We start from the raw sequence: 26,642 nt of genomic DNA, 5'->3' as shown, positions 1-26,642 counted from the left end.
TACAGAGCTGACGGGAATTTCTTTCCGGACGACCTATTACGTCAGCTTCCCCGTGGGCCGATGTGACAGCGGTTCAGTCAGACGGAACCCGTGTGACATTCGGCGAGCAAGCTTCAGTCAGCCCACGAGCGGGTCGCTCAATTAGCCCACGGATTGGGTTCCTCGTCGAGGCCCCAGTAGATGCTCTTCTGCCGCGAGTAAGCGGCGATACCGCTGCGCCCCTTCTCCACCCCGAGCCCGCTCTCCTTGACGCCACCGAACGGCGTCGAGATGCTGAACTGCTTGTAGGTGTTGATCCACACGGTGCCGGCCTGTAGTCGGCGGGCGAGTTTCCAGGCACGACGGTAGTCGCCCGTCCAGATTCCCGACGCCAGACCGAACACCGAATCATTCGCCTGTGCAACCAGATCCGCGTCCCCGTCGAACGGCAGGACCACGAGGACGGGTCCGAAGATCTCCTCCTGGCAGGTGCGTGAATTGTTGGGGAGCCCGTCGATGATCGTCGGCAGGTAGTACGCGCCGTCGCGGAGCCGTTCGTCGTCGGGGATCGCCCCGCCGCACAGCACTCGTCCGCCCTCTTCGCGAGCGAGGTCGACGTATGCGGCGACGCTGTCGCGGTGCTTGCGGTGGACCATCGGTCCGACCTGGGTGTCCGGGTCGCGGCCGGGCCCGAGTCGCAGACGCTGCGTCTTGGCCACCAGCTTCTCGAGGAATTCGTCGTAGATGCGGCGGTCGACGAACAACCGGGATCCGGCGATGCAGCTCTGCCCGGTGGACGAGAAGATCCCGTACATCACGCCGTTCACGGCGGCGTCGAGGTCGGCGTCGTCCAGCACGATCGTCGGCGACTTGCCGCCGAGTTCGAGCGACACGGGCATCAGCTTGTCGGCTGCCGCGTGGGCGATGGACCGTCCGGTGTTGGTGCCGCCGGTGAACGTCACCTTTCCGACGCCGGGGTGGGTGACGATGGCGTCGCCGACCACCGAGCCCTTGCCCGGCAGCACCGACAGCAGGCCCTTCGGCAATCCCGAATCGTCGATGAGCCGCGCCAGTTCCAGCGACACCAGCGGCGTCCACTCGGCGGGCTTGAGGACGACGGCGTTGCCTGCCGCCAGGGCGGGGGCGATCTTCTGCGCGTCGCTGGCCACCGGCGAGTTCCACGGTGCGATGGCGCCGACCACGCCGATGGGCTCGAGAACGCTCATCGTGAGGAAGTTGCCGCGCGGGGTGGTGAGGTCGTCGTCCGCGGTTTCGAGGACGGCGGCGAAGTAGCGGAACGTGCCGGCCGCGCTGCCGACGAGTGCGGTGGTCTCGGCCGCCGTCTTGCCGGTGTTGTAGCTCTGCAGCAGCGCGAGCCGCGACGTGTTCGCCTCGATGGCGTCGGCGATGCGGTGCAGGTACTTCGCCCGCTGGTGCGGAAGCAGCGCGCGCCACGCCGGGTCGTCGGCGGCGGCGCGGCCCTTCCGGACCGCCTCGTCCGCGTCGCCGGCGGTGGCCTGGTGGATCACCTGCAGGGTTTCGCCGTTCGACGGGTCCGTGACCGCGAACGCGGGGCCGTTCGCCTGCCGCCACTGCCCGGCGACGAGGATCCGGTCGGCGACCGGGACGAACGGCAGTGTCTGTGGCGCGGTGTCGAGGATGGTCACTGGGAGATCTCCTCGAGGGTCTTTTCGCGGGTTTCGACGGCGAAGAAGCCGACCACGAGGGCACCGATCATGGCGACCGCGGCGAACATTCCGAAGACGACGGTGAGTGTGCCGCCCCCGTCGAGGATGGCGCCGACGGCGAGGGGGCCGACGATGATGCCCAGGCGTCCGCTCGCTCCGCCGATCGCGCAGCCGATGGCTCGCATCCGGGTCGGGTACAGCTCCGCGGTGTAGACGTAGAGCGCCATGTTGACGGCGAAGACGAACAGCGCGGATCCGGCCGACCAGAACAGGACCTTCGTCGCGGTGTCGGCGCCGGAGGCGGCGAGCAGGAACAGCAGCGACGAGCACAGGACCATCGACGCGGTGATGCAGATGCGGCGTCCGAGGTTGTCGATGAGGAACGCGACGAGGATGCAGCCGATCAGGCCGGCGACGCTGGTGACGATGCTGTAGTGCAGGGCGGTGTCGACGCTGACGTCGAATGCCGATCGGTACAGCGTCGGCAGCCACGACGCGATGCCGTAGTTGACGAAGTAGGCGCACCCCCAGATCGCCGCGAGCATGAGGGTTCTACGCAGGTAGATGCCCCGGAAGGCCTCCGCGAACGTGCCGCGGCGGTTGTCGACGGTGACGGCGGGCAGCGGCTGCGGAGCCGGCAGCGTCTTGCCGTACTTCTCGGTGATCTCGTTCTCGATGCGGGTCATGGCATTGTGCGCGTCTTCGTAGCGGCCGCGGGACGCGAGCCAGCGCGGCGACTCGGGCAGCTTCCACAGCAGCGGCAGGAGCACGACGGGCAGCGCGCCGAGCGCGAACAGGATCTTGTAGCCGTAGTTCGGGACCACCCACGCCGACACGATCGCCGACATCACGAGCCCGATCGGGAAGATCACCTCGTAGAGCAGCACGAATCGTCCGCGCTTGTGGGCTTTGGTGATCTCGCCGATGTAGCTCGCTGCCACCGGGACCTCGGCGCCGAGGCCGATACCCTGCACGAATCGGAAGACGAGGAAGAGCATCAGGCTGTCGGTGAACGCCATGCCGAGGCTCATCACGGCGTAGAGCGCGAGCGAGAAAATGATGACGTTGAGCCGGCCGACGCGGTCGGCGAACCAGCCGCCGGCGAGGGCGCCGACGAGCATGCCGATGCCGCCGATGGCGATCACCCAGGCGATGTCACCGGGGGTCAGGCCCCACTTGGGGATGAGAACGGGGAGAGAGTACGCGATCATCAGCTGGTCGAAGCCGTCGAAGAACGTGACGGCGCCGACGATGACGCGGGCCTTGATGTGCCACCTGCTCATCGGCAGGCGTTCGAGTCGGGCGCTGATCATCTCAGCTGTGGCAGCCATGGCGGGCGATACCGTCGTCATGAGCATCCTCAGGGTCGGGTCGAGGCATTTACTTAAGCCCTCAAAGGCTTACCACTAAGATGTAATCTCACGCACATGAGAAACGTCAACCCTTGACTTTGGAAGAAACATGTTATTCACACAGGTGCGTACTTATTAACCTTCCGCGGTTAACAAGTGCTCACGGGTGAGAGAGCCGTCGACTACGCGGTGGACTGCATCCATTCTGCACAGATGCGTGCGGTCGTGTGTCACGAGCAGCGTCGCGACCTCGCGTTCTCGCACGACACCGAGGATCAGATCCATGATCGCGGCGCCCCGTTCCTGGTCGAGCGCGCTGGTCGGCTCGTCGACGACCAGCAGCGACGGATCGTTCATCAGCGCCCGGGCCAGGTTGACCCGCTGCCGCTGCCCACCCGACAACTGCGCGGGCCTCTTCCCGGCGTGATCTGCGAGGCCGACGGCGTCGAGCAGGTCGCGAGCCTTCGCGCGCCCGGCCCGCCGCGGCACGAACATCCGCTGCCCGAGATGCGCCATCACCTCCAATTGTTCGAGGGCCGTCAACGACGACACCAGATTGGGCTGCTGGAACACGATGCCGATCCGGTCGCGCCGCAGCGTGGACGCCTCCCGCCGCTCAGCGCGGTGAGTTCGGTGGTGCCCAGCCGGACGGAGCCCGAGTCGGGCCGGATCAGCGTCGACGCCACCGCGAGGAGCGTCGACTTTCCGGAACCGGACGGACCGGTGATCGCGGCGATCTCACCCCGGCCGAGGGTCAGCGACACCGAGTCGAGGGCGGTGACGCGTCCCGCGCCGTCGGGGTAGGTGAGGGTGACGGCGGCGAGGGTGAGGGCGGGGGTGGTCATCGTGTGCTCCCGAGGGCGGTGAGGGGGTCGGTGGTGAACAGGAAGCGGAGCGCGAACGCGGCGCCGAGGAGGCCCAGCCCGACGAGGGCGGTGGCGGGCAGGACAGTGGTGGCGATGTCGAGCACGAACGGCACGGCGTCGCCGATCATCGACCCGGCCACCGCCGCCGTCCCGGCACCGACACCCACACCGGCGAGCAGGACGACGAGCGCCTGCCCGAGCGCGTCCCGCACGAGCGACCCGGTGGACGCGCCGAGGGCCTTCAACGTCGCGACATCGGGGGTGCGCTGCAGGGTCCAGACCGTGAAGAACGCGCCGATCACCAGTGCGGAGATCGCGAACAGCATCACCGTCATCAACGTCAGCGACCCGTTCTCGGAGGTATAGGAGCCGATGGCGGAGAAGGAGTCGGCCACACTTCGTGAGGTCGTCCCCGCGACGGCGTTCGTGGCGTCGTCCCCGCCGGACACCGCGAGCACCGTCGCCGCACCCCCGCGTGGGTTCGCGTGCTGCCAGTCGGCGAGCGTCATCCACACGGCCGGGCTGTGGCCGTACCAGTCGTCGCCGCGGACCGCGGTCACGGCGAACGTGACGTCGCCGACGGTGAGACGGTCGCCGGCGCCGACGCCGAGGGATCGCGCCGCGCCGGCCCCGAGGATCACGGTTCCCGGCGCGGACGGTGCACGGTCGCCCACACCGCCGTCCGCGCCGACCAGTGCCACCCCCTTCGCCGCACCTCCTACTGCCGACGCCGAGCCTCGTCCGACGCCGATCGGCTGCACCGACTCGGCGCTCCGCCGCCACACGGCCACCTGCTCGGACGTCAGCACGGACTCGTCGAACGACGGACCGTCGTCGGAGGCGGCGAAGACCACCGACTCGGCGTCGATGCGTTCCACGACGGACACGTTCTGGTGACGCAGTCCGGCCGTGAGACCGCTGAGAAAGGTGACGAGCAGCGCGATCAGCACCACGACGACGGATATCAGCGCGAATCGACCACGCGCGGCACGCAGGTCTCTCGATGCGACGAACACAGGTGGTCCTCTCCAGATCACGACCGACGCCGCAGTCGATGCGGGCCGGGGCGGCGCTCACGGCCTCCGAACTCACCGTGCCCCGGGCACGAGACGGTTCCATCGCACGTGGGGTGGAATTCTCGGTGGTCGAAGGTCGGGTGCGCGTTCCGACTTTCGATGGATGCCGGGTGCGGTCGCGTCGATAAGCTGGGCGGGGTGCACCGTTCCCCTCTCACGCCCGTGTTCGCGGGTCTCCAACTGGGACTGCATGCGCTGATCGCGGCGCTCACTGCAGTCGTGATCCTGCGCGCCGTCCTTCCGGACGCACCACAGGCACCGGCGATCGTGGTGCTGTCGGTGGCGTTTCTCGCGGTGTACGCGGCGGGAGCGACGCGTCGTCTGCGCGGGGCGTGGTGGCTCGCCGCGCTGACGGCTCTGTGGGTGGCGCTGATGGTCCTCGCCCCCGACGCCGCCTATCTCGCGTTCGGGCTGTTCTTTCTGTACCTGCATCTGCTGCCGCGACGCTGGGGAGTCCTGGCGGTCGCAGCCGCGACCGTCGTGGCCGTCGTGGGTACCGGAATGCACCGCGGCTGGAGTGTCGCGGGTGTCGTCGGCCCGGTGATCGGCGCGTGCGTCGCGGTGGCGATCGGCCTCGGCTACCGGGCGTTGTACCGGGAGGCTGTCGAACGCGATCGCCTCATCGACGAATTGACCCGAACCCGAGCCGAACTCGCCGAGCAGGAACGTGCCGCCGGCTCCCTGGCCGAACGTGAGCGGCTCGCACGCGAGATCCACGACACCGTCGCGCAGGATCTGTCGAGCATTCAGATGCTGCTCCACGCCGTCGAACGTGCCGCCCCCGACCACCCCGCCCGGGACCGCATCCGGTTGGCGCGGGAGACGGCCGCCGACAGCCTCGCCGAAACCCGTCAGCTCATCGGCGATCTCACACCCGCCGTCCTCGACGGGCAGTCACTCGCGGAGGCGCTCGCGCGGATCTGCACGCAGGCGAGGAGCGACACCTTCGACACCATTGCCGTGGTCGAGGGGGAGCCGGTGCGGTTGCCGATGCCCGTCGAGGCGGCGTTGGTGCGGATCGCGCAGGGTGCGGTGTCGAACGTGGTCCGGCACGCACACGCATCCCGGATGGCGATCACGCTCACCTACTACGAGGACGCGGTCCGGTTGGACGTGGTCGACGACGGCGTCGGCTTCGATGTCGAACTCCTCGACCGTGAACCGTCGAAAGCGTTCGGGCTGAATTCGATTCGGCGACGCGTCGAGCTGCTCGACGGGTCGATGTCGGTGGAGTCGGAACCCGGACTGACTGCGGTCGCGGTGTCGTTCCCGCTCGAGGTCGGCGCATGATCCGACTGCTGCTCGCCGACGACCATGCGATCGTTCGCGCGGGCCTGCGCGCCCTCCTCGAGCACGAGGACGACATCGAGGTGGTCGGTGAGGCTGCCACCGCCGACGCCGCCGTGGCGTTGTGCGCGACGACTCCGGTCGACCTCGTACTCATGGACCTCCGGTTCGGCGCCGGCACCTCGGGTGTGGACGCCACCCGGAACCTGCGGTCCCTGCCGAACCCACCGCACGTGCTGGTCGTCACCAACTACGACACGGACGCCGACATCCTCGACGCGGTCGCGGCCGGCGCCGCCGGATATCTCCTGAAGGACACTCCCCCGCCCGAACTCCTCGCCGCCGTCCGCGCGGCGTCGGCCGGCGACAGCGTCCTCTCCCCGGCCGTGGCGTCGAAACTGATGACCCGCGTACGCCGACCTGCCACCAGCCTCAGCCCACGGGAGATCCAGGTGCTGACGTTGGTGGCTGCCGGGCGGTCCAATCGGGAGATCGGCAAGGAACTCTTTCTCTCCGAGACCACCGTGAAGTCCCATCTCGTCCACATCTTCGGCAAACTCGGCGTCAAGTCCCGGACCTCCGCAATCGCCCGGGCCCGCGAGCTGGGCACCCTCCCCAGGTGAGTGGCAATGTGTGCGGACGCACACTTTGCCACTCACATGCGTTTACGCTGGGGAAATGGACCCACCTGCCGTCCGTTACGTGCAGCGGGACGGGCATGCGCTGGCGTACCAGGTGGTGGGCGCGGGTGAACGCGACGTGGTGTGGCTGTTCGAGATCAACATGCACCTCGACCTCATGTGGACGGACCCGCAGATCCACTACCTGATGGAACGGGGCAGCACGTTCGCCCGCACGGTGTACTTCCAGCAGCGGGGGCTGGGGCTGTCCGACCCGGTCGAGCACCTGCCCACACTCGAGCAGCAGGCCGACGACATCGTCGCGATCATGGACGAGGTCGGGATGCGGCAGGCCGTGCTGGTCGGGGTGGCCAGCGGGAGCGGTGCCGTCGCACTCGTCGCCGCCCGCTCACCGGAACGGGTCACCGGCGTCGTCCTGATCCAGCCGTTCGCGGAACGCCTCCTGGGCGGTGACCACGACCCCTCCGGCTGGACCGGCGCCGAACGCGACAAATTCGTCGACGAGTGGCGAGGGGCCGCCCGGAACTGGGGGTCGGGCAGCACGGTTCCCCTGTGGGATCCCCAGGAGGACTCGGCGTTCAACCGTCGGCTGATGGCGATGCTCGAGCGCAGTTCCGCGACACCTGCGGTCGCACAGGCCCATCTCGAGTGGATCTTCCGGCTCGACTACTCCGACACGTTGCCGTCCATCCAATGCCCGGCGCGGGCGCTGCTGGTCCCCGGCAGTCCGGTGCCGGTGGCCGCCTCGCAGTACGTCGCGGACCGCATCCCGGCCGGCAGTTTCCACCTGTTGCCGCCGTCGCCGCCCGGCGCGTCGCTCGGGGAGGCGTGGAAGCCGATCATCGACCATGTCGAGCAGTTGGCCACCGGTGGGCACCCGGCATCCGACGCCGGCCGGTACCTGGCCTCCGTACTGTTCACGGACGTCGTCGGGTCCACCGAGGTGCTTGCGCGGATCGGCGACGCCGCCTACCGCGACCTCCGGGCCGCGCACGAGTGGCAGGTCCGCGACGACGTCGAGAAGGCGGGCGGGCGGCTCCTCAATGTCGCCGGCGACGGCACCTTCAGCATCTTCGACGGTCCCGCGTCCGCGGTCCGGTGCGCGCGGGCGGTCGTCGACGGCGCCACCGAACTCGGGCTCGAGGTGCGGGCCGGCGTCCACGCGGGGCAGGTCGAGCGCAACGGTCCCGACGTCAGCGGGATGACCGTCCACATCGGCGCGCGCATCGGAGCGACGGCCCGCGCCGGCGAAGTGCTGGTGTCCCGTACCGTGCGCGATCTCGTGGTGGGTTCGGGACTGCGGTTCGCCGACGCCGGGGAACACGACCTCAAGGGCGTTCCCGACCGCTGGCCCCTCTACTCCCTCACCGACGCGGACCACGCGCCCCGGACCGTTCCGCGACTCGCGCCGAAGCTGGGCATGATCGACCAGGCCATCCTGCGCACCGCGAAGCGGGCACCGCAGGCACTGCGCGCGCTCGTCGGCGCCGCCAACGCGAGGCAGCGCCGACTGTCCCGCTGACCCCAGGTGAGTGGCAAAGCGTGCGTCAGCACACTTTGCCACTCACGTCACCTCACACCGCCACGGTGGACCGGCGGGCGGTCGCCTGCTGGACGTCGGGCGTCGAGTATTTCCGGACGATCGCGACGAGGCAGAGGAGCCCGATCGCTCCGGCGACGGCGAGGGAGGCGCGACGCCAGCCGTCCGGTGTGGCCGCATCGCCGAGCGGGATCGTCGCCCGCACCCGGACGCTTCCCTTCGATTCCGCGAGGGCCTTCTCGGCAACCGGCACCAGGGCGTCCTCGACGACGAACGCGTCGGCTGCGCAGTCGTCGAGGATGTATCCGATCTCCCCGCCGGTCAGCATGAAGTTGACCGGCACGAGGACCACACCGAGCCGGGCGGTCGCGAAGTTCAGCACCGGGTACTGCCAGCAGTTGTGGGACAACAGCGCGAGCTCCCCCGCGAAGACCCGCGACGCCCAGCACCCGCAACACCCGACGTGGACCACCACCGGCGACGCCGGCTACCTCGACGAGGACGGGAACCTGTTCCTCACCGACCGGAAGTCGTTCATGATCATCTCCGGCGGCGTCAACATCTATCCGCAAGAGATCGAGAACATCCTCACCGGACACCCCGCCGTCCTCGACGTCGCGGTGATCGGGATCCCCGACGAGGAGATGGGTGAATCGGTGCTGGCCGTGGTCCAGACCGTTCCGGGTGTGACCGGGGACGACGCGCTGGCCGGCGAACTCCTCGACCACGTGCGGGGCCGGCTCGCCCGGTTCAAGGTCCCGCGGAACGTCGTCTTCAGCGACGACCTCCCCCGCACCCCCACCGGGAAACTCGTCAAGGGCACGCTACGAGAGCGCTACTCAGTCCAGGTTCCCGCCCGAGCCCTTCCCGCCTGAACCGTCAGCCGCCGGCGGCCGGTTCGTCCCGGCGCCGGCGGTCGAGGAGGACCGCGATCGTGAGGACGATCAGTCCGGCGACGCCGAGGAGGGCGCCGACGGCTGCCGGGGCGGTGTAGCCGTATCCGGCCGCGATCACGACACCACCGATCCACGCACCACCCGCGTTGGCGAGGTTGAACGCGCCGTGGATCAGCGTCGACGCGAGCGTCTTCGCGTCACCCGCCGCGTCCATCAGCCGCGACTGGACGGCAGGGAAGATCGCCGTCACCGCCATCCCGATGAAGAACAGCACGATCAGCGCCGTCACCGGGTTGTGGGCGGCGACGATGAACAGCGCGAGGACGCAGATCAGGGCGATCATGCACCCGAACAGCCCGGGCACCACCGCGTTGTCGGCGATGCGGCCACCCACGACGTTGCCGAGGATCATTCCCGAACCGAACAGCATCAACGCCACCGGAACCATCGCGTGCGGCAACCCGGACACGTCGGTGAGCGTCGAACTGATGTACGTGTACACCGCGAACGAGCCGCCGAACCCGACCGTCGCGAAGATCAGCGTCATCCACACCTGCACCCGGCTCAGCGCCCCGAGTTCGGCCACCGGGTTGCTCACGTGCACCCCCGCCAGCGGCGGGACGAGGCGCGCCAACGCCACCAGCGTCACGATTCCGATGATCACCACGAGCACGAACGCGGACCGCCAGCCCAGCATCTGACCGAAGAACGCCGTCGCAGGCACCCCGACCACGTTCGCCACCGACAGACCCATCATCACGGTCGCAACCGCCTTGGCACGCTTGCCCGGTTCCGCCAGGTGCGCGGCAACCAGCGCTGCGACCCCGAAGTAGGCACCGTGGGGCAGTCCGGCGAGGAACCGGGCCGCCAGCAGCGACTCGTACCCGGGGGCGAGCGCGGTCGCGAGATTGCCGACGACGAACGTGGCCATCAACGCGATGAGCAGCGTGCGCCGCTCGACGCGGGCGGCCAGCGCCGCGATCGTGGGCGCCCCGACGACGACGCCGAGCGCGTACGCGGAGACAAAGTGCCCGGCAACCGGCTCCGACACCCCGGTCCCCGCAGCCATCGCGGGCAACAGACCCATGGACGCGAATTCCGTTGTGCCGATACCGAACCCGCCGAGGGCAAGCGCCAGCATCGCGCCCCGCCGACTCGGCGACGGAATCCGCGGACGCAGAGACGGACGAGCGGTGACCGCAGGTTCGGTGAGGTGAACTGCAGGCGGCGTCATGGCAGCGAGACTCCCGTCGGGCTGATCGTAGGATCGGCGAGCACGTCCAATGGACTCGCCTGAGGATGAACCGGGCCGAGATGGTGGCACACCGGCTCGTACCAGTATGGGCGAGGCCGCAAGCGAATTGATAATCCGCGCAGGCGTGATTCCACTCACCGGCGCAGCGTGTGGGTGCGTCGCCGTGACCTGGCGCGACGCACCGGAGCAGAGCGACCTACGTCACGTGATGTGTTCGAGGATCACCGTGTGCACGTGGTGGGCCTTGTCCATGCCGCGGAAGTCGGCCTCGTACGTGGTGTCGGCGACGTCGAGGGCGATGCTGCTGGAGGAGAAGAACTGGCCGGCCCACGACTTGTTGCTGAGGAACGAGACCGAGCGGATGTTCTTGTACGGGATGGACGTGATCGCGGTGCGCTTGCCGACGAAGCTCTTGTCCTGGATCACGACGCGGAGGTTCGTGATCCCGAGGAAGCCGGTGCCCGCGCCGATGCAGTCGTACACGGCGATGATCGACTCTCCGGGGAGGATGCCCTGCTGGACCTGCTTCAACTGTTCCGACTTGTCGAAGATCGGGTCGGTCATGGTTCCTCCTTCGACGGCGGTCCAGGCCTGTCCATCTTCGCAGAAACTTCGTCGAACGTGACGTGGATGCCCTCGTGCGGTACCGCGCGCTGCGCCTTCGCCTGGTCGGTGAACGTCCGTCTGTCACCCTCCACGAGGTCGGCCTTGTCCGTGAACGGCCCGAGCAACGCCCGCGGGTGCAGCCTGTCGACGCGGACGACGTTGATCTCCACACACACCACGATCGCCGCGGCGGCCAGGAACAGGAACGCCAGCAACCCCAGCACGACGGCGAACACCCCGTTCGTCACGGACGCCGTGCTCACCACCTTGCTCACGTAATAGGCACCGAACGATTGGAGCACCTGCCACACCACGGCTGCCGCGACTGCGCCGGGCGCGACGTCGGCGACGGACAGCGGCCGGGCAGTGGCGAGCCGGAAGGCGAGGATGAAGATCGCGGAGTTGATCGTGATCGCGGCGAGCATGAGAAGCACGGTGAACGATCCGGACAGGTGCGTCGCGGCGCCGACCGCCGCCACCGCGGCGGTGCCGAGGACGGCGAGACCGATCGTGCCGAGCAACAGCAGACCCCGCAACCGGCCTCGGATCGGGTCGGGCCGCATGTGGCGGGGCACCGACCACGCCGTGTTCATCGCGTTCTGGCTGGCCAGCGCGACCCCGAGTCCGCCGTAGAGGGCACCGACGAGTCCGATCACCAGACCCGTCACCCCGCCGCCGATCCGGTGCGGGTCGGCCAGGTCGGCGCCGATGACCGGGAACTGGCTCAGTGCCGAGTCGATGATGTCCTGCTGCAGTTCGGGGTGTCCCGACAGCACGAACCCGAGCACCGTCGACAGCAGAAGCAGGAGGGGAAACAGCGAGATGAACCCGTAGTAGGCGATCAACGCCGCGAGGTACACGCCCTGGTCGTCGAGAAATTTGTACGTGACGGCGATCGGGAAGCCCATCGCCGGGTACCTCTGCTGGAGAGCGTCGAGCCGTCTGGCGAACTTCATCTCACGCTCCGTTTCCGCGCCAACCCGTCACCCCGATTCTGCCCGGGTCGCGGCCACGGCGATCAGACGGTCGGTTTCACCATCGCGAGGGCGAGGTCGGCGTAGCGCTCGGCGAGTTCCTCGGGCTTCAGCGGACCGTCGGCGCGCCACCACGTGCACACCGACTGGCCCATGTTGATGATGCCGCGGACGGCGTCCCGCGGGAATTCGGTCGCGAAGTCGCCCTCCTCGACACCGCGCTCGACGACGTCGCGGAAGAGGTGTTCCTGTTCGTCGCGGAGGGCCACGACGAGCCGGCGGCCGGCGTCGTCGAGGCTGCGTATCTCGGTGGCGCCGACCATCGCGTCCAGCTGGCGGGTGGTGTGGAACATGACCCACGCCCGCATCAGCGCCTGCAACTGGTCGGCGGGGGCGCCACCCGAGCGCAGCAGCGCACCGCGCGTCATGGCGATGGCGTCGTGTAGCGCGCGCACCATGATGTCCTGCAGGATCTCCTGCTTCGACGCGAAGTGGTGGTAGATCGAGGCGACGGTGATGTCGGCGCCGCGGGCGATGTCCCGCATCGACGTGCCGTGATAGCCGCGTTCGTTCATGTTGGCCACCGCGGAGTCGAGGATCACCTGCCGCCCGGTACCCGTGCTCACGGCGGCCACCCTTGCAGCGCACATTCCTCGGTCTCCGTCCCCGCTCCGATCGTCACACGACCACTCCAGGGTAGTGGGTCCCGTCACAGAACCCGCTCTAGCGATCGTTCGGTAACAATGTCATGCTGGTGCGGTGGATCACATCGGACTCGCCGTCGCGGACGGTATCGCGACGATCACCCTGAACCGGCCCGACCAGCTCAACGCGTTCACCACCACCATGGAGAACGAACTGATCGCCGCCTACGACCAGCTCGACGCGGACGACTCCGTCCGGGCGATCGTGCTCACCGGAGCCGGACGAGCGTTCTGCGCGGGCGCAGACCTGTCGGCCGGTGCCGCCACGTTCGATCACTGGCAGGACGAGGACGAGGACGCCGACGCCCGCCGCGACGGTGGCGGCCGCGTGGTGCTCCGGATGTTCGAATCCCGCAAGCCGATCATCGCCGCGATCAACGGACCGGCCGTGGGAGTGGGCATCACGATGACCCTCGCCGCCGACTTCCGCCTCGCCGCCGACGACGCCCGCATCGGATTCGTCTTCAACCGCCGCGGCATCGTCCCCGAATCCTGCTCGACCTGGTTCCTGCCGCGCCTCGTCCCCCTGCAGACGGCCCTCGACTGGGTGTACTCCGGCCGGGTGTTCCCCGCCACGGAGGCCTTCGACGCCGGCCTCGTGTACAACCTGTATCCGCGTGAATCCCTGCTCGACGCGGCGTACGCTCTGGCCCGGAGCCTGACCGAGCACTCCGCCCCGGTGTCGGTGGCGCTGTCGCGCCAGATGATGTGGCGGGCACTCGGCGCCGAGCACCCGATGATCGCGCACCGCGTCGAGACACGCGGGATCAACATCCGCGGCATCGGGCCGGACGCGCGCGAAGGCATCTCCGCGTTCCTCGAGAAGCGGCCCGCCGTGTTCCCCGACAGCGTCCGCGACGACCTGCCGGACGTGTTCGGCGAAGACCTTCCGACCCCGGCGTTCCGCGGATGACCGCCGCACTGCCTGCCCGCCCCGGCGTCGTCGACCGCTGGCACCACGTCGTCGAACATCGCGACCTCGCCGCCCTCGACGCCCTGATCGCCGACGACGCCGTGTTCTCCTCCCCCGCGGTGTTCACTCCGCAGGAAGGGAAGGCGAAGGTCCTGGCGTATCTCGGCGCCGCCCTGACCGTGTTCGACGGCACCGGTTTCCATTACGTCGAGGAGTGGTACGGCGACCGTTCGGCGGTCCTGGAATTCGCCACCGAACTCGACGGCATCCACGTCAACGGCATCGACCTCTTCCACTGGAACGACCGCGACCAGATCACGTCGTTCAAGGTGATGGTCCGTCCCGTGAAAGGCCTGCAGGCGCTCATCCCGCTGATGGCCGCCCAGCTCTCCCAGTCGTAAACCACTGCATCGTCGTACACCACTGCATCAAGGAGAAATTCATGAGCCTGCCCCCCATCCTGCAAGACCGGCTTCGCCTGCCCGTGGTCGCGTCGCCGATGTTCATCGTCTCGGGTCCCGACCTGGTGATCGCCCAGTCGACGTCGGGCATCGTCGGATCGTTCCCCTCCCTGAACGCCCGCCCGCAGCCGGTGTTGCGCGAATGGCTCACCCGCATCACCGAAGCCCTCGCCAAGCACGACGCCAACAACCCCGAGACACCGTCCGCGCCGTACGCGGTCAACCTGATCGTCCACAAGAGCAACGACCGTCTCGACGAGGATCTCGCCACCATCGTCGAGTTCGAGGTCCCGATCGTCATCACGTCCCTCGGCGCCCGCGCCGACGTCAACGAGGCCATCCACAGCTACGGCGGCATCGTCCTCCACGACGTCATCAACAACAAGTTCGCGAAGAAGGCGGTGGAGAAGGGCGCCGACGGCCTCATCGCCGTCGCGGCCGGCGCCGGCGGACACGCGGGCACCCTGTCGCCGTTCGCGTTGATCCAGGAGATCCGCGAGTGGTTCGACGGGCCGGTCCTGCTGTCGGGCTCCATCGCTCACGGCCGCTCGGTCCTCGCCGCGCAGGCCGCCGGCGCCGACCTCGCCTACATCGGATCCGCGTTCATCGCCACCGAAGAGGCCAACGCGGACCAGGGCTACAAGCAGATGATCGTCGACTCCACCGCGTCCGACATCGTCTACTCCAACCTGTTCACCGGCGTGCACGGCAATTACCTGCGGGGCAGCATCGAGGCCGCCGGACTCGACCCGAACAACCTCGCCGTGTCGGACCCGTCCGCCATGAACTTCAGTGTCGGCGAGGACGCGGACACCGCCGCGAAGACGGAAGCCAAGCCCTGGCGCGACATCTGGGGCGCCGGACAGGGCATCGGCGCCGTCGACGCCGTCGTCCCGGCCGCGGAGATCGTCGAACGCCTCACCCGCGAGTACGCCGAAGCGAGGGCCCGCCTGCTCTAGGCGCTTCGCGCCCGTGCGCCTTTTTGGTAACTGGGACAACCAAAAAGGCGCACGGGCGGCGGAGCCGCCTATCCTGCCGCGATGTCGCGACCGATGATTTCCTTCATGATCTCGGTGGTTCCGCCGTAGATCGTCTGGATCCGGCTGTCGACGTACGCGCGGCCGATGGGGTACTCCATCATGTAGCCGTAGCCGCCGTGCAACTGGACGCAGCGGTCGACGACACGCTTCTGCAGTTCACTGGCCCACCACTTGCCCTTCGACGCGTCGACGGCGGTGAGTTCGCCTGCGTTCAAGGCGAGTACGCACCGGTCGATGTGCGATTCGGTCACCTCGATCTCGGTGAGCATCTCCGCCAGCGCGAACCGGGTGTTCTGCAGATCGCCGATCGGCTTCCCGAACGCCTTACGCTCGAACACGTAGTCCCTCGTCCACTGGTAGGCGGCCTTCGCGGCGGTGATGGCGCTGACCGCAATCGAAATGCGTTCGAGGGGCAGGTTTTCCATGAGGTGAACGAAGCCGCGGCCCTCGGTGCCGAGCAGGTTGGTGGCGGGCACCCGCACGTCCTCGAACACGAGCTCGGCCGTGTCCTGACCGGCCAGGCCGACCTTGTGCAGCTTGCGACCCCGGCTGAAACCGGGCATGCCCCGCTCCACGACGAGGAGTGAGAAGCCCTTGGAACCGGCGCTCGGGTCGGTACGGGCGACGACGATGACCAGGTCCGAGTGAATGCCGTTGGTGATGAACGTCTTCTGACCGTTGATCACCCACTCGTCACCGTCCCGCACCGCGGTGGTCTTCACGCCCTGCAGGTCGCTGCCCGTACCGGGCTCGGTCATCGCGATGGCGCCGATCAGCTCGCCCGCGGCCATGCCCGGCAGCCACCGCTGCTTCTGCTCGTCCGTGCCGAGGTTCACGATGTACGGGATGGCGATGTCGTCCTGGAGGGACAGTCCCGAACCGAACGACGTCGTCGCGGTGCGGGCGATCTCCTCGGCGACGACGTACCGGAAGCGGTAGTCGGTGACGCCCGAGCCACCGAACTCCTCGGGCACACCGAGTCCGACGATCCCGGACTTGCCGGCCGCCAGCCACGCCGAGCGATCGATGAGCCGGTCCGACTCCCACCGTTCGTAATTCGGCTCGATCTCGCGGGCGAGGAATTCGCGCACGGTCTCCCGGTACGCTTCGTGATCCTTCTCGAAAAGTGTGCGCTGCATGGTCTCTCCTTGTCGCCGGGACGAGCTCGTCCGGCTCGGTGGACCCGGCGCGATGTCAGCGGGCGGGTAGATACCCGACGGTGTGTAGGGCGATGTCGACGTAGCGGCCGGCGACCTGCTCGGGGGTCAGTGCTCCACCGAGCTGGAACCAGCGTGGAATGGACTGGCACATCCCGAGGAGGGCGCGCACGGTCTCGGGGACGTCCCCGCTGTGGAACACCTCGCGGGCGACGCCGTCGGCGACGAGGTCGATCATCATCAGCTCGAGCCGCTTGCGGGTCGCGGCGTAGCGGCTGCGGCTGTCGGCCGAGACGTGCCGCAACTCGGTGTCGAGGGACACGTGCCGCACTCGGTACGTCATGTACAGGACGATCGCCTCGACGACGTTGGAGAATTGCACCACCACGTCGTCGCCGGCCTCGCGGGCGGCTGCCTCGGCGCGGTCGTTCAGTTCGCGCATCTGCATTTCGAACAGGGCCACGAGAACGGCTTCCTTGCTCTCGTGGTGGTAGTACAGGGCCGGAACGGTCACCCCGACACGACGGGCGATCTGCCGCACCGTCGTGCCGTGGTAACCGTTCTCGTTGAACAGATCCAGTGCCTGCTCGAGGATGGGCGTCAGCGGCAGCGCCTCGAACGTCCGCCAGTCGGCGTACACCGGCTCCGTCGCGGTCGGCCCGTCCTCGTGCAGAGTCACAGGTCGCCGATCAGCGCGGTGCCATGCGGATGGCGCCGTCGAGACGGATGGTCTCACCGTTGAGCATCGGGTTGCTGACGATGTGCGCGGCGAGCGCGCCGTACTCGGACGGGTCGCCGAGACGCGAGGGGTGCGGAACCTGACCGCCGAGCGACTGCTGCGCGGCCTCGGGCAGCGATCCGAGCAGCGGCGTCTTGAACAGGCCGGGAGCGATCGTGTTGACGCGGATCAGCAGCGACGCGAGGTCGCGGGCGATCGGCAGGGTCATGCCGACGACGCCGCCCTTGGACGCGGAGTACGCGGCCTGACCGATCTGGCCCTCGTATGCGGCGACGGAGGCGGTGTTGATGATGACGCCGCGCTCGCCGTCGATCGGCTCGTTCTTCGAGATGCGCTCGGCGGCAAGGCGGATCACGTTGAACGTGCCGATGAGGTTGACGGTGACGATCTTGGTGAAGTCGGCCAGCGGGAACGCGCCGTTCTTGCTCACGGTCTTGATGGCGTTGCCGATGCCGGCGCAGTTCACGGCGACACGCAGCGGCCCGAGCGACTCCGCGACATCGAGTGCGGCGGACACGTCGGCCTCGCTGGTGACGTCGCCGGCGGCGAAGCGCACGCGGTCGCCGAGTTCCTTGGCGACGGTCTCACCGTTGGACGAGGGCAGGTCGATGATGACGACGCTGGCGCCGTCGGCGAGCAGGGCCTTGGTGGTGGCCAGGCCGAGGCCCGAGGCGCCGCCGGTGACGAGTGCGACGCTGTCGTTGACGATCATGTCTATACCTTTCGGAAGCAGGGTTTTCGGGAGGTAGGTCAGATGCGTTCGATGATGGTGGCGTTGGCCATGCCCGCGCCCTCGCACATGGTCTGCAGGCCGTAGCGTCCGCCGGTGGCCTCGAGGTTGTTGACCAGCGTGCTCAGCAGCCGGGTGCCCGACGAGCCGAGTGCGTGCCCGAGCGCGATGGCGCCGCCCCACGGGTTGAGCTTGGCCGGGTCGGCCCCGAATTCGTGCGCCCACGCCAGCGGCACCGGCGCGAACGCCTCGTTGACCTCGTAGGCGTCGATGTCGTCGATGCTCAGTCCCGACTTCGCGAGGATCTTCTTGGTCGCCGGGATCGGCGCGGTGAGCATGAAGACCGGGTCGTCACCGGCAACGGCGAACGAATGGAACCGGGCCCGCGGGGTCAGCCCCAGCTTCGACGCCATCTCCTCGCTCATGATCAGCGCCGCGGACGCGCCGTCGGTCAGCGGCGACGAGTTGCCCGGGGTGATGTGCCACTGCGCCTCGGGGAACCGGGCTGCGTACTTCTCGGAGTAGAACGACGACTTCAGCCCGGACAGTCCCTCGGCGGTGGTGGAGGCGCGCACGGTCTCGTCGGCGGTGTGGGTCACCGTCTCACCGGCGGCGTTGGTGACCGAGATCGGGACGATCTCCTTGTCGAACAAGCCCTTCGACAAGGCGTCGGCGGCACGCTGATGCGACTGCGCGGAGAACGCGTCGAGGGTGTCCCGGTCGAACTTCCACTTGGCGGCGATCAGTTCGGCGGAGATGCCCTGGTTGACCAGGCCCTCGGGGTAGCGGGCGGCGATGCCCGGACCGGACGCGTCCTGACCGATGGTCGTCGTGCCCATCGGAACGCGGGACATCGACTCCACACCGCACGCGATCACGATGTCGTAGGCGCCGGCGATCACGCCCTGCGCGGCGAAGTGCGCCGCCTGCTGGCTCGAGCCGCACTGGCGGTCGACGGTGGTGGCCGGAACCGAATCCGGGAAGCCGGCCGACAGCACCGCCGTTCGGGAGATGTTGAGGGCCTGCTCGCCGGCCTGTCCGACGCAGCCGCCGATGACGTCGTCGACCTGTGCGGGGTCGATGCCGTTGCGTTCGACGATGCTCCGGAGCACGTGCGCCAGCAGTTCGACCGGGTGCGTGCCGGACAGCGCACCGCCCGGCTTGCCCTTACCGGAGGCGAGGCGGACGACGTCCACGATGACAGCGTTGGTCATGATGTTCCCTTTCGATAGTGTGCGGCTGCGCCGCCCGTGAGTACTTATTAACCGCGGGGCGTTAACAAGTACTCACGGGTCAGCGGCCCTGCCAGACCGGCTGGCGCTTCTCGGCGAACGCCGTCGGGCCTTCCTTGGCGTCGGCGCTGGTGAAGATGGTCGCGATGGCGGCGTTGTTCGCCTCCCACGCCCCGTCGCCCCAGTCGGGTTCGGTTGCGGTGCGGTGGATCATGGCCTTCGATTCGCGCACCGACAGCGGTGCGTTGGCGGCGATCTGCTCGGCGAGTTCGAGCGCGACGTCGAGGGCGGTGCCTGCCGGGGCGACACGGTTGACCAGGCCCAGTTCCTTGCCCTGCGCCGCGGTGATCGGCTCGCCGGTGAGTGCGATTTCCAGCGCGACCTTCTTCGGGATCTGCTGCTGCAGGCGGATCACGCCGCCGGCGGCGGCGAACAGTCCGCGCTTGACCTCGGGTAGCCCGAGGGCCGCTTCTTCATCGACGACCGCGAGGTCACTGGCGAGGACCAGTTCGGTGCCGCCGCCCAGGGCGAATCCGTTGACCGCGGCGATGGTCGGCTTGCTGATCCAGTGCTGTGCGTACCCGGCGAATCCCCACTCGGGATGCCCGTCCGCGGCGGTGTTCTCGCCGGACGCCAGTGCCTTGAGGTCGGCGCCCGCGCAGAACGCGCGGCCGGACCCGGTCACGACGACCACTCGCACCTCGGGGTCGTTCTCGGCCTGCTCGAGCAGACTGCCCACTGCGGTCGACAACGCGCCGTTCACCGCATTGAGCGCCTTGGGGCGGTTCAGCGTGATGATGCCGATGCCTCCGCGCCGCTCCCACAGTGCGGCTGCCTCCGTCGTCTCCGTCTGTTCTGGCACGTCTCATCCTCCGCCTTGGCATGATTACTGATCGCTCGTTAAAGTTAGTACCACGGCGTCACAGGCACGGTCAATGATCGAATTTATCTAGCGCCCGTTCAGTTGCGTCTGGTATGGATATTCAGGGACCGACGGAGGAGATCACCACGTGTATGCCCAGCAATTGACCACCGCTTCCGGCCCCGCCGGAGTCCAGCTCACCGAGATCGACGAACCCGACGGCACCGGCCTCGTGGTCGTGGATCTGCACGCCGCCGGAGTGTCGTTCCCCGACCTGCTGCAGACCACCGGCAGCTACCAGATCGTCCGCGAACTGCCGTTCGTACTCGGCGTCGAGGGCGCGGGCGTGGTCCGTAGCGCACCCGAGGACAGCGGCATCCGGACCGGGCAGCGGGTGGCCGTCCTCGCGTCGGACGGAGCGTGGCAGCAGACCGTCGCGGTGGAGCCGGACTCGGTGTTCCCGCTGCCCGATTCGGTGTCGTTGACTGCCGGGGCGGGCTTCCTGATGAACTACCTCACCGTGCACTTCGCCCTCGACGAGCGCGCCCGCTACCGCACCGGCGAGACCGTGCTGGTGCACGGCGCCGCCGGCGGTGTCGGGGTCGCCGCACTGCAGGTCGCGGCCGCGCTGGGTCTCGAGACGATCGCCGTGGTCAGCACCGAGGAGAAGGCCGGCATCGCGAAGGCCAACCGCGCCGATCATGTCGTCCTCGTGGACGGTTGGAAGGACCGGGTCCGCGACCTCACCGGAGGCCGCGGAGTCGACATCATCCTCGACCCGGTGGGCGGCGACCGTTTCACCGACAGCCTGCGCAGCCTCGCGCCCAACGGGCGGCTGGTGGTCCTCGGCTTCACCGGCGGCGAGATCCCCACCGTCAAGGTCAATCGCCTTCTCCTGCGTAATATCTCCGTTCTCGGGGCCGGCTGGGGCGAGTACGTGCGCACCAACCCCGGTTACACGAGCAGGCAGTGGGCGGCCCTGGGCCCGCTCCTCGAATCCGGTGCGCTGCAGATCGCCGAGCCGACCACCTACTCGTTCGAACATGCCGGCGACGCACTGCGGACGCTCGAAACCCGTTCCGCCACCGGCAAGATCGCCCTCTCCGTCCGCCCTTCCTGACAAGGATCCCCATGAGCTCCGACATTCCCGGCGTGGACACGACCGTCGACGACGGCGTCCTCCGCGTCATCCTCAACCGCCCCGCCCGCATGAACGCCGTCACCACCGAAACCCTCGACGCCGTCACCGACGCATTCGACAAGCACACCGGCGACGGGGAGGTCCGAGCCGCCGTCCTCACCGGCGCCGGTCGCGCGTTCTGCACGGGCGCGGACCTGGGTGGCGAGAACGTCTCCGGCCCGCCGTCGTCCGCGACGATCGACGCCGCGAACCGCACGGCGGCCACGATTCGCGCGTTCCCCCGGCCCGTGATCGGCGCGGTCAACGGTCCCGCCGCCGGCGTCGGGGTCTCCCTCGCCCTGGCCTGCGACCTCACGATCGCCACCGAGTCGAGCTATTTCCTGCTCGCGTTCACGAAGGTCGGCCTGATGCCGGACGGTGGTGCCACCGCACTGGTCGCCGCGTCGGTCGGTCGCGCTCGCGCACTGAAGATGGCGCTTCTGGCAGAACGACTGCACGCACGTGAGGCTCTCGCGGCCGGGCTGATTGCCGACGTGGTCCCCGACGACGAGTTCGCCGCGACAGTCGACGCCCTCGCGCGACGTCTCGCCGACGGACCGACGGAGGCCTTCCACTTCACCAAGGACGCTGTCAACGACGCCACCCTCTTCGAACTCGACAACGCGTTCGCCCGCGAGCGCACGGGCCAACTCGACCTCCTCGCCGCCCCCGATTTCCGGGAAGGTGTCGCGGCGTTCCTGGACAAGCGTCCCGCCGTGTTCGGCCGCGGCTGAGGACCTACGAGGCGTTCTGCGCGAACAGTTCGGCACGGTGACTAGCTAACCCGCCGGTGGACGGAGGTGGCGGACGAGGAAGTCGGTCTCGTCCGCGACCACCCGCTCGAAGAGGTCGCCGAAGTAGGGGTCGAAGTGACCGCCCGGGTACACGTGCACCTCGGCGCCCGGGGTCTTGGCCGCGGCCTTCTGCGCGCTGCGGGTGAAGGTGACGACGTCGTGGTCGGCGATGGCGAAGTAGACGGGGCAGGTGATCTTCGCGACCGTCGTCGTCGGCCGGTACAGCGCTGCCTGCAACGCCACCCGCCCCGGGGTTTCGTTGCGCCACGTCGAACCGGGCGGATCCATCCGGTGATATCCCGCCTCCGCGTCGGGTGTGGTCATGGCCGCGAACGAGCCCGGCGGCCCGACGACGGGAAACATGTACGGCGGCCGGTGCCGCACCTGGGCGTACCGGTCCCGCAGGTAGGCGACCGCCATGCGGCCGAGCCCGGCCATGCCTAGTCGCGGAAGGTTCGTCAGACCGTCGACGTACGGCACCTGCGACACGACCGCGGCCACGCGCCGGTCCCGCGCGGCCGCCGTCAGGACGAGTCCGCCGGACAGTGACGTTCCCCAGAGCGCGACGCGGCTGGGGTCGATGTCCGGGCGGCTGCGCACGAACGCGACGGCACTGTCCCAGTCGTCGAGTTGACTGTCGATGTCGAGCAGTTGGCGGGGTTCGCCCTTGCTGGCACCGAAGTAGCGGTAGTCGAACACCAGCGCCGTGACTCCCGCGGCCGCGAACCGTTCCGCGAACGCGTCGAGTCTCTGCTCGCGCACCCCGCTCCAGCCGTGCGCGAGCACCACACAGGGTGCTGCCGTAGGGGTTTCGGAATGGCGCCGGTACAGCCAGGCGGCGCAGCGCTGTCCCCGCGAGGGGAACCACACGTCCTCACGGCGGACGTCAGGGCACGACCGACCAGCTTCGACGGATGTCGGCCGAGGATTCATGGGAGGCGCCTCCGAGAGGTGTGGACATGGTCCAGTCTCAGGCCCTGCGGACAGCGGCGCCAGCCACCCTAGGGTGAAGAATCGGCACCCCAGGGTGGAAAATCAGCTCTCGAGGGCGACTTTCATGCGCTCGAGGGTTTGCCTCATCCCGTCCTGCATCAGTTGGTCGCGGTTGCTGCCCAGCACCTTCGACTTCTGCACCAGCCGCACCCACCATACGGGCGTCGCGTAGATCTCCCGGGTCTCGGTGACGAGTGTGCCCGCGCCGGAGGGTTCGAGGTGATACGTCCAGCGCGCCTTCGGCTCGTCCGCCTCGAACGAGAACCTCTGACCCGGAACGACATCCACGACGGTGCAGTGCGTCTTCCACCGCACCGCCCCGTGCCGGTTGGCGCCGACGAACCGCGCCCCCACGGTCACCGGAGTGCCGGACGTCCAGCGCGCCCCGGTGTTCTCGGGGCTGAACCGGCCCATGCCCTCCACGTCGGTCACCACGTCCCACACCTCGCCGGGCGGGACGTCGATCAGGATGCGCGCGCTGTCCACGTCTAGCGGCCCGGAATCCACTGCAGCGCCTTCACGAAAGGCGGCATGATCTTGGCCCACACCTTCGGCGACAGTCCACGCGGGCCGCCGAGGTTGAGGATGCGGGTGGTGGCGATGGTCTGCGGTTCGGTGTACTTGAGGAGCCCGTCGTCGCCGTGGCGGCGGCCGACACCGGACACTCCCATGCCACCCATCGGCGCACCGGTGCTGCCCCACGCGGGGGCGTAACCCTCGTCGACGTTGACGGTTCCGGCGTGGATCCGGGCGGCGATGGCCTCGCCCTCCGCCTTGGTACCCGCCCACACGCTGGCGTTCAGGCCGTACTCGGTGTCGTTGGCGCGTTCGATCGCCTCGTCCACGTCGGCGACGGGGTAGATCGAGACCAGCGGCCCGAACGTCTCGTCGCGGTAGCACTCGGCGTCCTCGGGGACGCCGGTCAGGACGGTCGGCTCGTAGAACAGGGGGCCGAGGTCGGGGCGCGCCTTACCGCCGGCGACCACGGTGGCGCCCTTGACGACGGCATCGTCGACGTGGCTGGACACGGCCTTGACCTGAGCCTCGGACACGAGGCTGCCCATCTCGATGCCGAAGTCGTAGCCGGCGCCGAGCTTCATGTTGCGGACGCGTTCCCCGAACATCCGGGTGAACTCGGGTGCGATGGATTCCTCGACGTAGATCCGCTCGATCGAGATGCACAGCTGCCCGGAGTTGGAGTAGCAGGCGCGGACGGCGGCGTCGGTGACCTCACGGAGGTTCGCGCCGGCGGTGACGATCATCGGGTTCTTGCCGCCGAGTTCGGCGGAGAAGCCGATGAGACGGCGACCGGCCTGCTCGGCGAGAAGCTGACCCGTGGCCGAGGATCCGGTGAACATCAGGTACTCGGTGTTCTCGACGAGGGCGGTGCCGACCACCGAGCCCGGTCCGGGGACGACGGCGAACAGGTCGCGCGGCAGCCCCGCCTGATACAGCAGGTCGACGCAGGCCAGGGCGCAGTACGGGGTCTGGCTGTCGGGCTTGAGGACGACGGCGTTGCCGGCGAGGAGCGCGGCGACGGCGTCGGACACCGCGAGCGTCATGGGGTAGTTCCACGGCGAGATGACGCCGACGACGCCCTTCGGCTGGTACCGCACGACCGTCTTGGTGAGGCCGGGCAGCATGCCGGAGATGCGGCGGGGACGCAGCAGCTTGGGGGCGACGCGCGCGTAGTGGCGGGCGGTCATCGAGATGTCGAGGACCTCCTCCTGCGCGGCGGCGCGGGACTTGCCCGTCTCGGCCTGAGCCATGTCCATCAGGGCGTCGCGGTTCTCGAGCACCAGGTCGCGGTAGCGGTGGAAGATCGCGGCGCGTTCAGTGACGGGACGCGTGGCCCATTCCTTCTGCGCCACCCGGGCACGTGCGATCGCGTCCTGGGCATCCTGAGCGGTACCGACCGGGACAGTGGCCAGTTCCTTACCCGTGAACGCCTCGACGACGGACCGCGTCGGGCGATCCGCCGCATCCGGAATGGCGATGAGGTCGGCTAGCCGCGCGAACGTGGCGGCGGACGGAACAGGCATTTCGTACCCCTACTGGTTAGTAGTTTTTGCGGTTACACATAACTTACCTGCTTGGTGCGCCAAGTCACAGGGGCGGATGGCTAGTGCCGGTCTTCGAGCCCGACAGCCTCCCGCAACTTCTCCTCCGCCTTCCTCAGCTCGGGGTTGTCCCGGGCGGAGGAATCGAGCAGGGCGGCGAGCGCCTCGGCGATGACGTTCAGTTTCTCCTGCAGAGCCTCGGTGGCGCGGCGGCTGGCATTCTCGAGCAGGACCACGAGAAGCAACGTGAAGACGGCACCGGCGGTGTGGATGGCGATCTGCCACTCGTGAAGGTCCTTCCAGAGTGGGATGCTGACGACCCACAGCGCGACGGCTCCCGCGCAGATCCCGAAGAACGGCGCCTGGCTTACCCGGAGTTCGATCTGCTCGACGAACCTGTCGAACGCCGAACGCTGATCGGTTGGCTGCTGACGTGCAGCCTTCGCGCTGCGTACCATCTTCGGAGTCTAGGCGCAGCTGCCACTCCAGATATGCCCGTTTCAGCTGATATGCCCGTTTCAAGGCATCGCGACGTTCAGCGCGAGACCGGGACCGGGTAGTACACCCGGTCCCGTGCGGCCGCACGTCGTAGTTGCACAGAACGAGGCCGCCGTCGACGTCATGGGCGACGATGTGCTCGCCCACATTGCCCGCGACCTCGTGGCGACCATGCGTCGCGATACCCGGACTGGACGGTGCGCTAGGACGTCAAGGCCAAGCTGAGGGCCAGCATCAAGCGCCTGCTCCGCAAGTACGGATACCCACCAGACCAACAGCCGGCCGCCATCGTCCAGGTGATGCAACAGATTGAGGCCATGGCGCCGCGGTATGCCGAGGAACAAGCAGCCGACCGTCAGGAAGCACAACCCCAACTCCGGCAGAGTAGAGGAACGTGCGACGAACCGGTCGTCGACCGCATCGCGGTACGGATGACCAGGCTGAACGAGGTGATCGCGACCGACCCGAACCTCGGCAAGGACTACTGCATCGGTCATTCGTACTTCACTCCGGGATCCGTCGACGCGTCGGGCGAGAACTTCGCGGAGCGCTGGTACCTCCGGGTGATCCAGTCGGAGATCGCGCCGCTGCTGGCCGAGTACTGGTTCGACAATCCGCAGGTGGCTAAGGATCGCGGTGAATCTCGATCACGCGCAATTGGATATGCCGGCGGCGACTGTCACCAGAGCGATGGAGTATCTGGTTCCCGCGAACCCTCTGTACGACATGCTGTGCACGCACCTCCACCTCTTGGCCCGGACGGCCGCAGCGGCTCCGCTGCTTCTCGACCATCTCGAGTGCGCGACGGTTCGGCTCGCTCGCGTACTCGTCGCGAGCGCCGCCGACGACGAAGCACGACATCGGGAGTCACTCGAGTGCAGCCTGCTGGCGCGACTTCGCCTCTACATCGAGTCGAACCTCACAGATCCCTCGCTGTCGCCAGCCGGCGCCTCGACTGTCGTCTCTGAACGCATTTCACGAGTCGATTCCGCGACGCGTCGGCATGACTTCACGCGATTGGCGGTGGCTCCCGGAATCGACCGACCGATTGACCGTCTGCCGGCGGTGCGTCGGGGTGAAAAGACAGGCGCGGCATGGGTGTTCGTGCCCGGGAATGCC

At 68.4% G+C, this 26,642-nt stretch carries 26 protein-coding genes and 4 pseudogenes; 12 read left to right on the top strand and 18 right to left on the bottom strand.

Annotated features, from left to right (window positions below; all coding sequences use genetic code 11):
- Positions 1-137 precede the first annotated feature (137 nt).
- The 4 genes and pseudogenes from QM806_RS10125 to QM806_RS10110 all read right to left on the bottom strand — a co-directional run bounded on the left by QM806_RS10125 (position 138) and on the right by QM806_RS10110 (position 4,901).
- On the bottom strand, positions 138-1,646 hold the full coding sequence (locus tag QM806_RS10125) for an aldehyde dehydrogenase (protein WP_065488587.1): 1,509 nt from the start codon (positions 1,644-1,646) through the stop codon (positions 138-140).
- On the bottom strand, positions 1,643-3,025 hold the full coding sequence (locus QM806_RS10120; protein ID WP_037203374.1) for an MFS transporter: 1,383 nt from the start codon (positions 3,023-3,025) through the stop codon (positions 1,643-1,645). The genes QM806_RS10125 and QM806_RS10120 overlap by 4 nt, the downstream gene beginning before the upstream one ends.
- 129 nt (positions 3,026-3,154) lie before the next feature.
- Positions 3,155-3,864, bottom strand: a pseudogene (locus tag QM806_RS10115) (ABC transporter ATP-binding protein).
- Positions 3,861-4,901, bottom strand: coding sequence for an ABC transporter permease (locus QM806_RS10110; RefSeq protein WP_005254768.1), 1,041 nt, complete (start codon positions 4,899-4,901; stop codon positions 3,861-3,863). Before QM806_RS10110 ends, QM806_RS10115 begins: the two are co-directional and overlap by 4 nt.
- Positions 4,902-5,099: 198 nt before the next feature.
- Here QM806_RS10110 and QM806_RS10105 point away from each other — a divergent pair, with 198 nt between their 5' ends.
- From QM806_RS10105 to QM806_RS10095, 3 genes are read left to right on the top strand one after another with little or no spacing between them, the layout of a single operon-like run.
- Entirely contained in the window at positions 5,100-6,251 is a 1,152-nt protein-coding gene (locus QM806_RS10105) for a sensor histidine kinase (RefSeq protein ID WP_182623435.1), read from the top strand.
- Complete coding sequence (locus QM806_RS10100; protein ID WP_005254770.1) at positions 6,248-6,871, top strand: response regulator; 624 nt, start codon at positions 6,248-6,250, stop codon at positions 6,869-6,871. The genes QM806_RS10105 and QM806_RS10100 overlap by 4 nt, the downstream gene beginning before the upstream one ends.
- A gap of 55 nt (positions 6,872-6,926) precedes the next feature.
- Complete coding sequence (locus QM806_RS10095; protein WP_054248431.1) at positions 6,927-8,411, top strand: adenylate/guanylate cyclase domain-containing protein; 1,485 nt, start codon at positions 6,927-6,929, stop codon at positions 8,409-8,411.
- Positions 8,412-8,463: 52 nt separating this feature from the next.
- On the opposite strand, the gene QM806_RS10090 is transcribed toward QM806_RS10095, so the two are convergent.
- The gene (locus QM806_RS10090) at positions 8,464-8,838 is read right to left on the bottom strand and encodes an AMP-binding protein (protein ID WP_375154197.1); all 375 of its coding nucleotides are present in this window, start codon (positions 8,836-8,838) and stop codon (positions 8,464-8,466) included.
- Between the two features lie 7 nt (positions 8,839-8,845).
- Between QM806_RS10090 and QM806_RS10085 the strand changes: the two are divergent.
- Positions 8,846-9,304 (top strand): annotated as a pseudogene (locus QM806_RS10085) (AMP-binding enzyme); the annotation flags it as partial.
- 4 nt (positions 9,305-9,308) lie between these two features.
- On the opposite strand, the gene QM806_RS10080 reads toward QM806_RS10085, so the two are convergent.
- From QM806_RS10080 to QM806_RS10065, 4 genes are all read right to left on the bottom strand, one after another.
- Positions 9,309-10,559 carry an MFS transporter gene (locus QM806_RS10080; RefSeq protein ID WP_081276607.1) on the bottom strand — a complete coding sequence of 417 codons (1,251 nt, stop codon included), beginning with the start codon at positions 10,557-10,559 and terminating at the stop codon, positions 9,309-9,311.
- 222 nt (positions 10,560-10,781) lie between these two features.
- Entirely contained in the window at positions 10,782-11,144 is a 363-nt protein-coding gene (locus QM806_RS10075; protein ID WP_005254778.1) for a PH domain-containing protein, read from the bottom strand.
- Positions 11,141-12,142: a YihY/virulence factor BrkB family protein gene (locus tag QM806_RS10070; protein WP_005573568.1), complete on the bottom strand. Its 1,002-nt coding sequence runs from the start codon at positions 12,140-12,142 to the stop codon at positions 11,141-11,143. The genes QM806_RS10075 and QM806_RS10070 overlap by 4 nt, the downstream gene beginning before the upstream one ends.
- A 62-nt stretch (positions 12,143-12,204) precedes the next feature.
- Entirely contained in the window at positions 12,205-12,810 is a 606-nt protein-coding gene (locus QM806_RS10065; protein WP_043793504.1) for a TetR/AcrR family transcriptional regulator, read from the bottom strand.
- A gap of 109 nt (positions 12,811-12,919) precedes the next feature.
- Between QM806_RS10065 and QM806_RS10060 the strand changes: the two genes are divergently transcribed.
- The 3 genes from QM806_RS10060 to QM806_RS10050 are packed head-to-tail and all read left to right on the top strand — an operon-like array spanning position 12,920 to position 15,197.
- On the top strand, positions 12,920-13,777 hold the full coding sequence (locus QM806_RS10060; RefSeq protein ID WP_283291275.1) for a crotonase/enoyl-CoA hydratase family protein: 858 nt from the start codon (positions 12,920-12,922) through the stop codon (positions 13,775-13,777).
- Positions 13,774-14,178 carry a nuclear transport factor 2 family protein gene (locus QM806_RS10055; RefSeq protein WP_005248947.1) on the top strand — a complete coding sequence of 135 codons (405 nt, stop codon included), beginning with the start codon at positions 13,774-13,776 and terminating at the stop codon, positions 14,176-14,178. The genes QM806_RS10060 and QM806_RS10055 overlap by 4 nt, the downstream gene beginning before the upstream one ends.
- A 41-nt stretch (positions 14,179-14,219) precedes the next feature.
- Entirely contained in the window at positions 14,220-15,197 is a 978-nt protein-coding gene (locus QM806_RS10050) for an NAD(P)H-dependent flavin oxidoreductase (RefSeq protein ID WP_283291273.1), read from the top strand.
- Positions 15,198-15,265: 68 nt separating this feature from the next.
- Here QM806_RS10050 and QM806_RS10045 read toward each other — a convergent pair whose 3' ends face one another.
- From QM806_RS10045 to QM806_RS10025, 5 genes are all read right to left on the bottom strand, one after another.
- A complete protein-coding gene (locus QM806_RS10045) occupies positions 15,266-16,417 on the bottom strand; it encodes an acyl-CoA dehydrogenase family protein (RefSeq protein WP_283291271.1) in 1,152 nt (383 codons plus the stop codon).
- A gap of 55 nt (positions 16,418-16,472) precedes the next feature.
- Positions 16,473-17,114, bottom strand: coding sequence for a TetR/AcrR family transcriptional regulator (locus QM806_RS10040; RefSeq protein ID WP_283291269.1), 642 nt, complete (start codon positions 17,112-17,114; stop codon positions 16,473-16,475).
- 10 nt (positions 17,115-17,124) lie between these two features.
- A complete protein-coding gene (locus QM806_RS10035) occupies positions 17,125-17,886 on the bottom strand; it encodes a 3-hydroxyacyl-CoA dehydrogenase (protein WP_005264856.1) in 762 nt (253 codons plus the stop codon).
- Positions 17,887-17,924: 38 nt separating this feature from the next.
- Complete coding sequence (locus QM806_RS10030; protein ID WP_061042174.1) at positions 17,925-19,118, bottom strand: thiolase family protein; 1,194 nt, start codon at positions 19,116-19,118, stop codon at positions 17,925-17,927.
- Positions 19,119-19,197: 79 nt separating this feature from the next.
- Complete coding sequence (locus QM806_RS10025) at positions 19,198-19,998, bottom strand: crotonase/enoyl-CoA hydratase family protein (protein WP_133985880.1); 801 nt, start codon at positions 19,996-19,998, stop codon at positions 19,198-19,200.
- A gap of 148 nt (positions 19,999-20,146) precedes the next feature.
- On the opposite strand from QM806_RS10025, the gene QM806_RS10020 reads away from it, so the two are divergent.
- Both QM806_RS10020 and QM806_RS10015 read left to right on the top strand, forming a co-directional pair.
- Entirely contained in the window at positions 20,147-21,118 is a 972-nt protein-coding gene (locus tag QM806_RS10020) for an NADPH:quinone oxidoreductase family protein (RefSeq protein ID WP_265146861.1), read from the top strand.
- Between the two features lie 11 nt (positions 21,119-21,129).
- The gene (locus QM806_RS10015) at positions 21,130-21,912 is read left to right on the top strand and encodes an enoyl-CoA hydratase (RefSeq protein WP_283291261.1); all 783 of its coding nucleotides are present in this window, start codon (positions 21,130-21,132) and stop codon (positions 21,910-21,912) included.
- 45 nt (positions 21,913-21,957) lie between these two features.
- On the opposite strand, the gene QM806_RS10010 is transcribed toward QM806_RS10015, so the two are convergent.
- The 4 genes from QM806_RS10010 to QM806_RS09995 all read right to left on the bottom strand — a co-directional run bounded on the left by QM806_RS10010 (position 21,958) and on the right by QM806_RS09995 (position 25,483).
- Positions 21,958-22,905, bottom strand: a complete 948-nt coding sequence (locus QM806_RS10010; RefSeq protein WP_283291260.1) for an alpha/beta hydrolase — start codon at positions 22,903-22,905, stop codon at positions 21,958-21,960.
- Between the two features lie 102 nt (positions 22,906-23,007).
- Positions 23,008-23,451: an SRPBCC family protein gene (locus tag QM806_RS10005; RefSeq protein ID WP_054248588.1), complete on the bottom strand. Its 444-nt coding sequence runs from the start codon at positions 23,449-23,451 to the stop codon at positions 23,008-23,010.
- 2 nt (positions 23,452-23,453) lie between these two features.
- Positions 23,454-25,007, bottom strand: a complete 1,554-nt coding sequence (locus QM806_RS10000; protein ID WP_169695748.1) for a succinic semialdehyde dehydrogenase — start codon at positions 25,005-25,007, stop codon at positions 23,454-23,456.
- Positions 25,008-25,087: 80 nt separating this feature from the next.
- The gene (locus tag QM806_RS09995) at positions 25,088-25,483 is read right to left on the bottom strand and encodes a low affinity iron permease family protein (RefSeq protein ID WP_005574490.1); all 396 of its coding nucleotides are present in this window, start codon (positions 25,481-25,483) and stop codon (positions 25,088-25,090) included.
- A 130-nt stretch (positions 25,484-25,613) separates the two neighbouring features.
- Between QM806_RS09995 and QM806_RS09990 the strand changes: the two are divergent.
- From QM806_RS09990 to QM806_RS09985, 3 genes and pseudogenes are all read left to right on the top strand, one after another.
- Positions 25,614-25,873 (top strand): annotated as a pseudogene (locus tag QM806_RS09990) (type I restriction enzyme endonuclease domain-containing protein); the annotation flags it as partial.
- Between the two features lie 81 nt (positions 25,874-25,954).
- Positions 25,955-26,131, top strand: a pseudogene (locus tag QM806_RS41660) (AAA family ATPase); the annotation flags it as partial.
- A 28-nt stretch (positions 26,132-26,159) separates the two neighbouring features.
- Positions 26,160-26,642: hypothetical protein (locus tag QM806_RS09985; RefSeq protein WP_283291483.1), on the top strand; the 483-nt coding region annotated here is incomplete at its 3' end.

This window comes from Rhodococcus sp. IEGM 1351 (assembly GCF_030056875.1).
GTDB lineage: Bacteria > Actinomycetota > Actinomycetes > Mycobacteriales > Mycobacteriaceae > Rhodococcus_F > Rhodococcus_F opacus.
Note: the sequence above shows the minus strand (reverse complement) of the source record. Positions and strands in the feature narration are given on the sequence as shown.

What these genes read in the sequence shown, in the direction of transcription:
- QM806_RS10035 (WP_005264856.1), bottom strand. Translation starts at nt 17,886, where the DNA reads ATGATCGTCAACGACAGCGTCGCACTCGTCACCGGCGGCGCCTCGGGC.
- QM806_RS10065 (WP_043793504.1), bottom strand. Translation starts at nt 12,810, where the DNA reads ATGTGCGCTGCAAGGGTGGCCGCCGTGAGCACGGGTACCGGGCGGCAG.
- QM806_RS10080 (WP_081276607.1), bottom strand. Translation starts at nt 10,559, where the DNA reads ATGACGCCGCCTGCAGTTCACCTCACCGAACCTGCGGTCACCGCTCGT.
- QM806_RS09995 (WP_005574490.1), bottom strand. Translation starts at nt 25,483, where the DNA reads ATGGTACGCAGCGCGAAGGCTGCACGTCAGCAGCCAACCGATCAGCGT.
- QM806_RS10055 (WP_005248947.1), top strand. Translation starts at nt 13,774, where the DNA reads ATGACCGCCGCACTGCCTGCCCGCCCCGGCGTCGTCGACCGCTGGCAC.
- QM806_RS10070 (WP_005573568.1), bottom strand. Translation starts at nt 12,142, where the DNA reads ATGAAGTTCGCCAGACGGCTCGACGCTCTCCAGCAGAGGTACCCGGCG.
- QM806_RS10000 (WP_169695748.1), bottom strand. Translation starts at nt 25,007, where the DNA reads ATGCCTGTTCCGTCCGCCGCCACGTTCGCGCGGCTAGCCGACCTCATC.
- QM806_RS10045 (WP_283291271.1), bottom strand. Translation starts at nt 16,417, where the DNA reads ATGCAGCGCACACTTTTCGAGAAGGATCACGAAGCGTACCGGGAGACC.
- QM806_RS10030 (WP_061042174.1), bottom strand. Translation starts at nt 19,118, where the DNA reads ATGACCAACGCTGTCATCGTGGACGTCGTCCGCCTCGCCTCCGGTAAG.
- QM806_RS10100 (WP_005254770.1), top strand. Translation starts at nt 6,248, where the DNA reads ATGATCCGACTGCTGCTCGCCGACGACCATGCGATCGTTCGCGCGGGC.
- QM806_RS10095 (WP_054248431.1), top strand. Translation starts at nt 6,927, where the DNA reads ATGGACCCACCTGCCGTCCGTTACGTGCAGCGGGACGGGCATGCGCTG.
- QM806_RS10120 (WP_037203374.1), bottom strand. Translation starts at nt 3,025, where the DNA reads ATGCTCATGACGACGGTATCGCCCGCCATGGCTGCCACAGCTGAGATG.
- QM806_RS10050 (WP_283291273.1), top strand. Translation starts at nt 14,220, where the DNA reads ATGAGCCTGCCCCCCATCCTGCAAGACCGGCTTCGCCTGCCCGTGGTC.
- QM806_RS10075 (WP_005254778.1), bottom strand. Translation starts at nt 11,144, where the DNA reads ATGACCGACCCGATCTTCGACAAGTCGGAACAGTTGAAGCAGGTCCAG.
- QM806_RS10010 (WP_283291260.1), bottom strand. Translation starts at nt 22,905, where the DNA reads ATGAATCCTCGGCCGACATCCGTCGAAGCTGGTCGGTCGTGCCCTGAC.
- QM806_RS10015 (WP_283291261.1), top strand. Translation starts at nt 21,130, where the DNA reads ATGAGCTCCGACATTCCCGGCGTGGACACGACCGTCGACGACGGCGTC.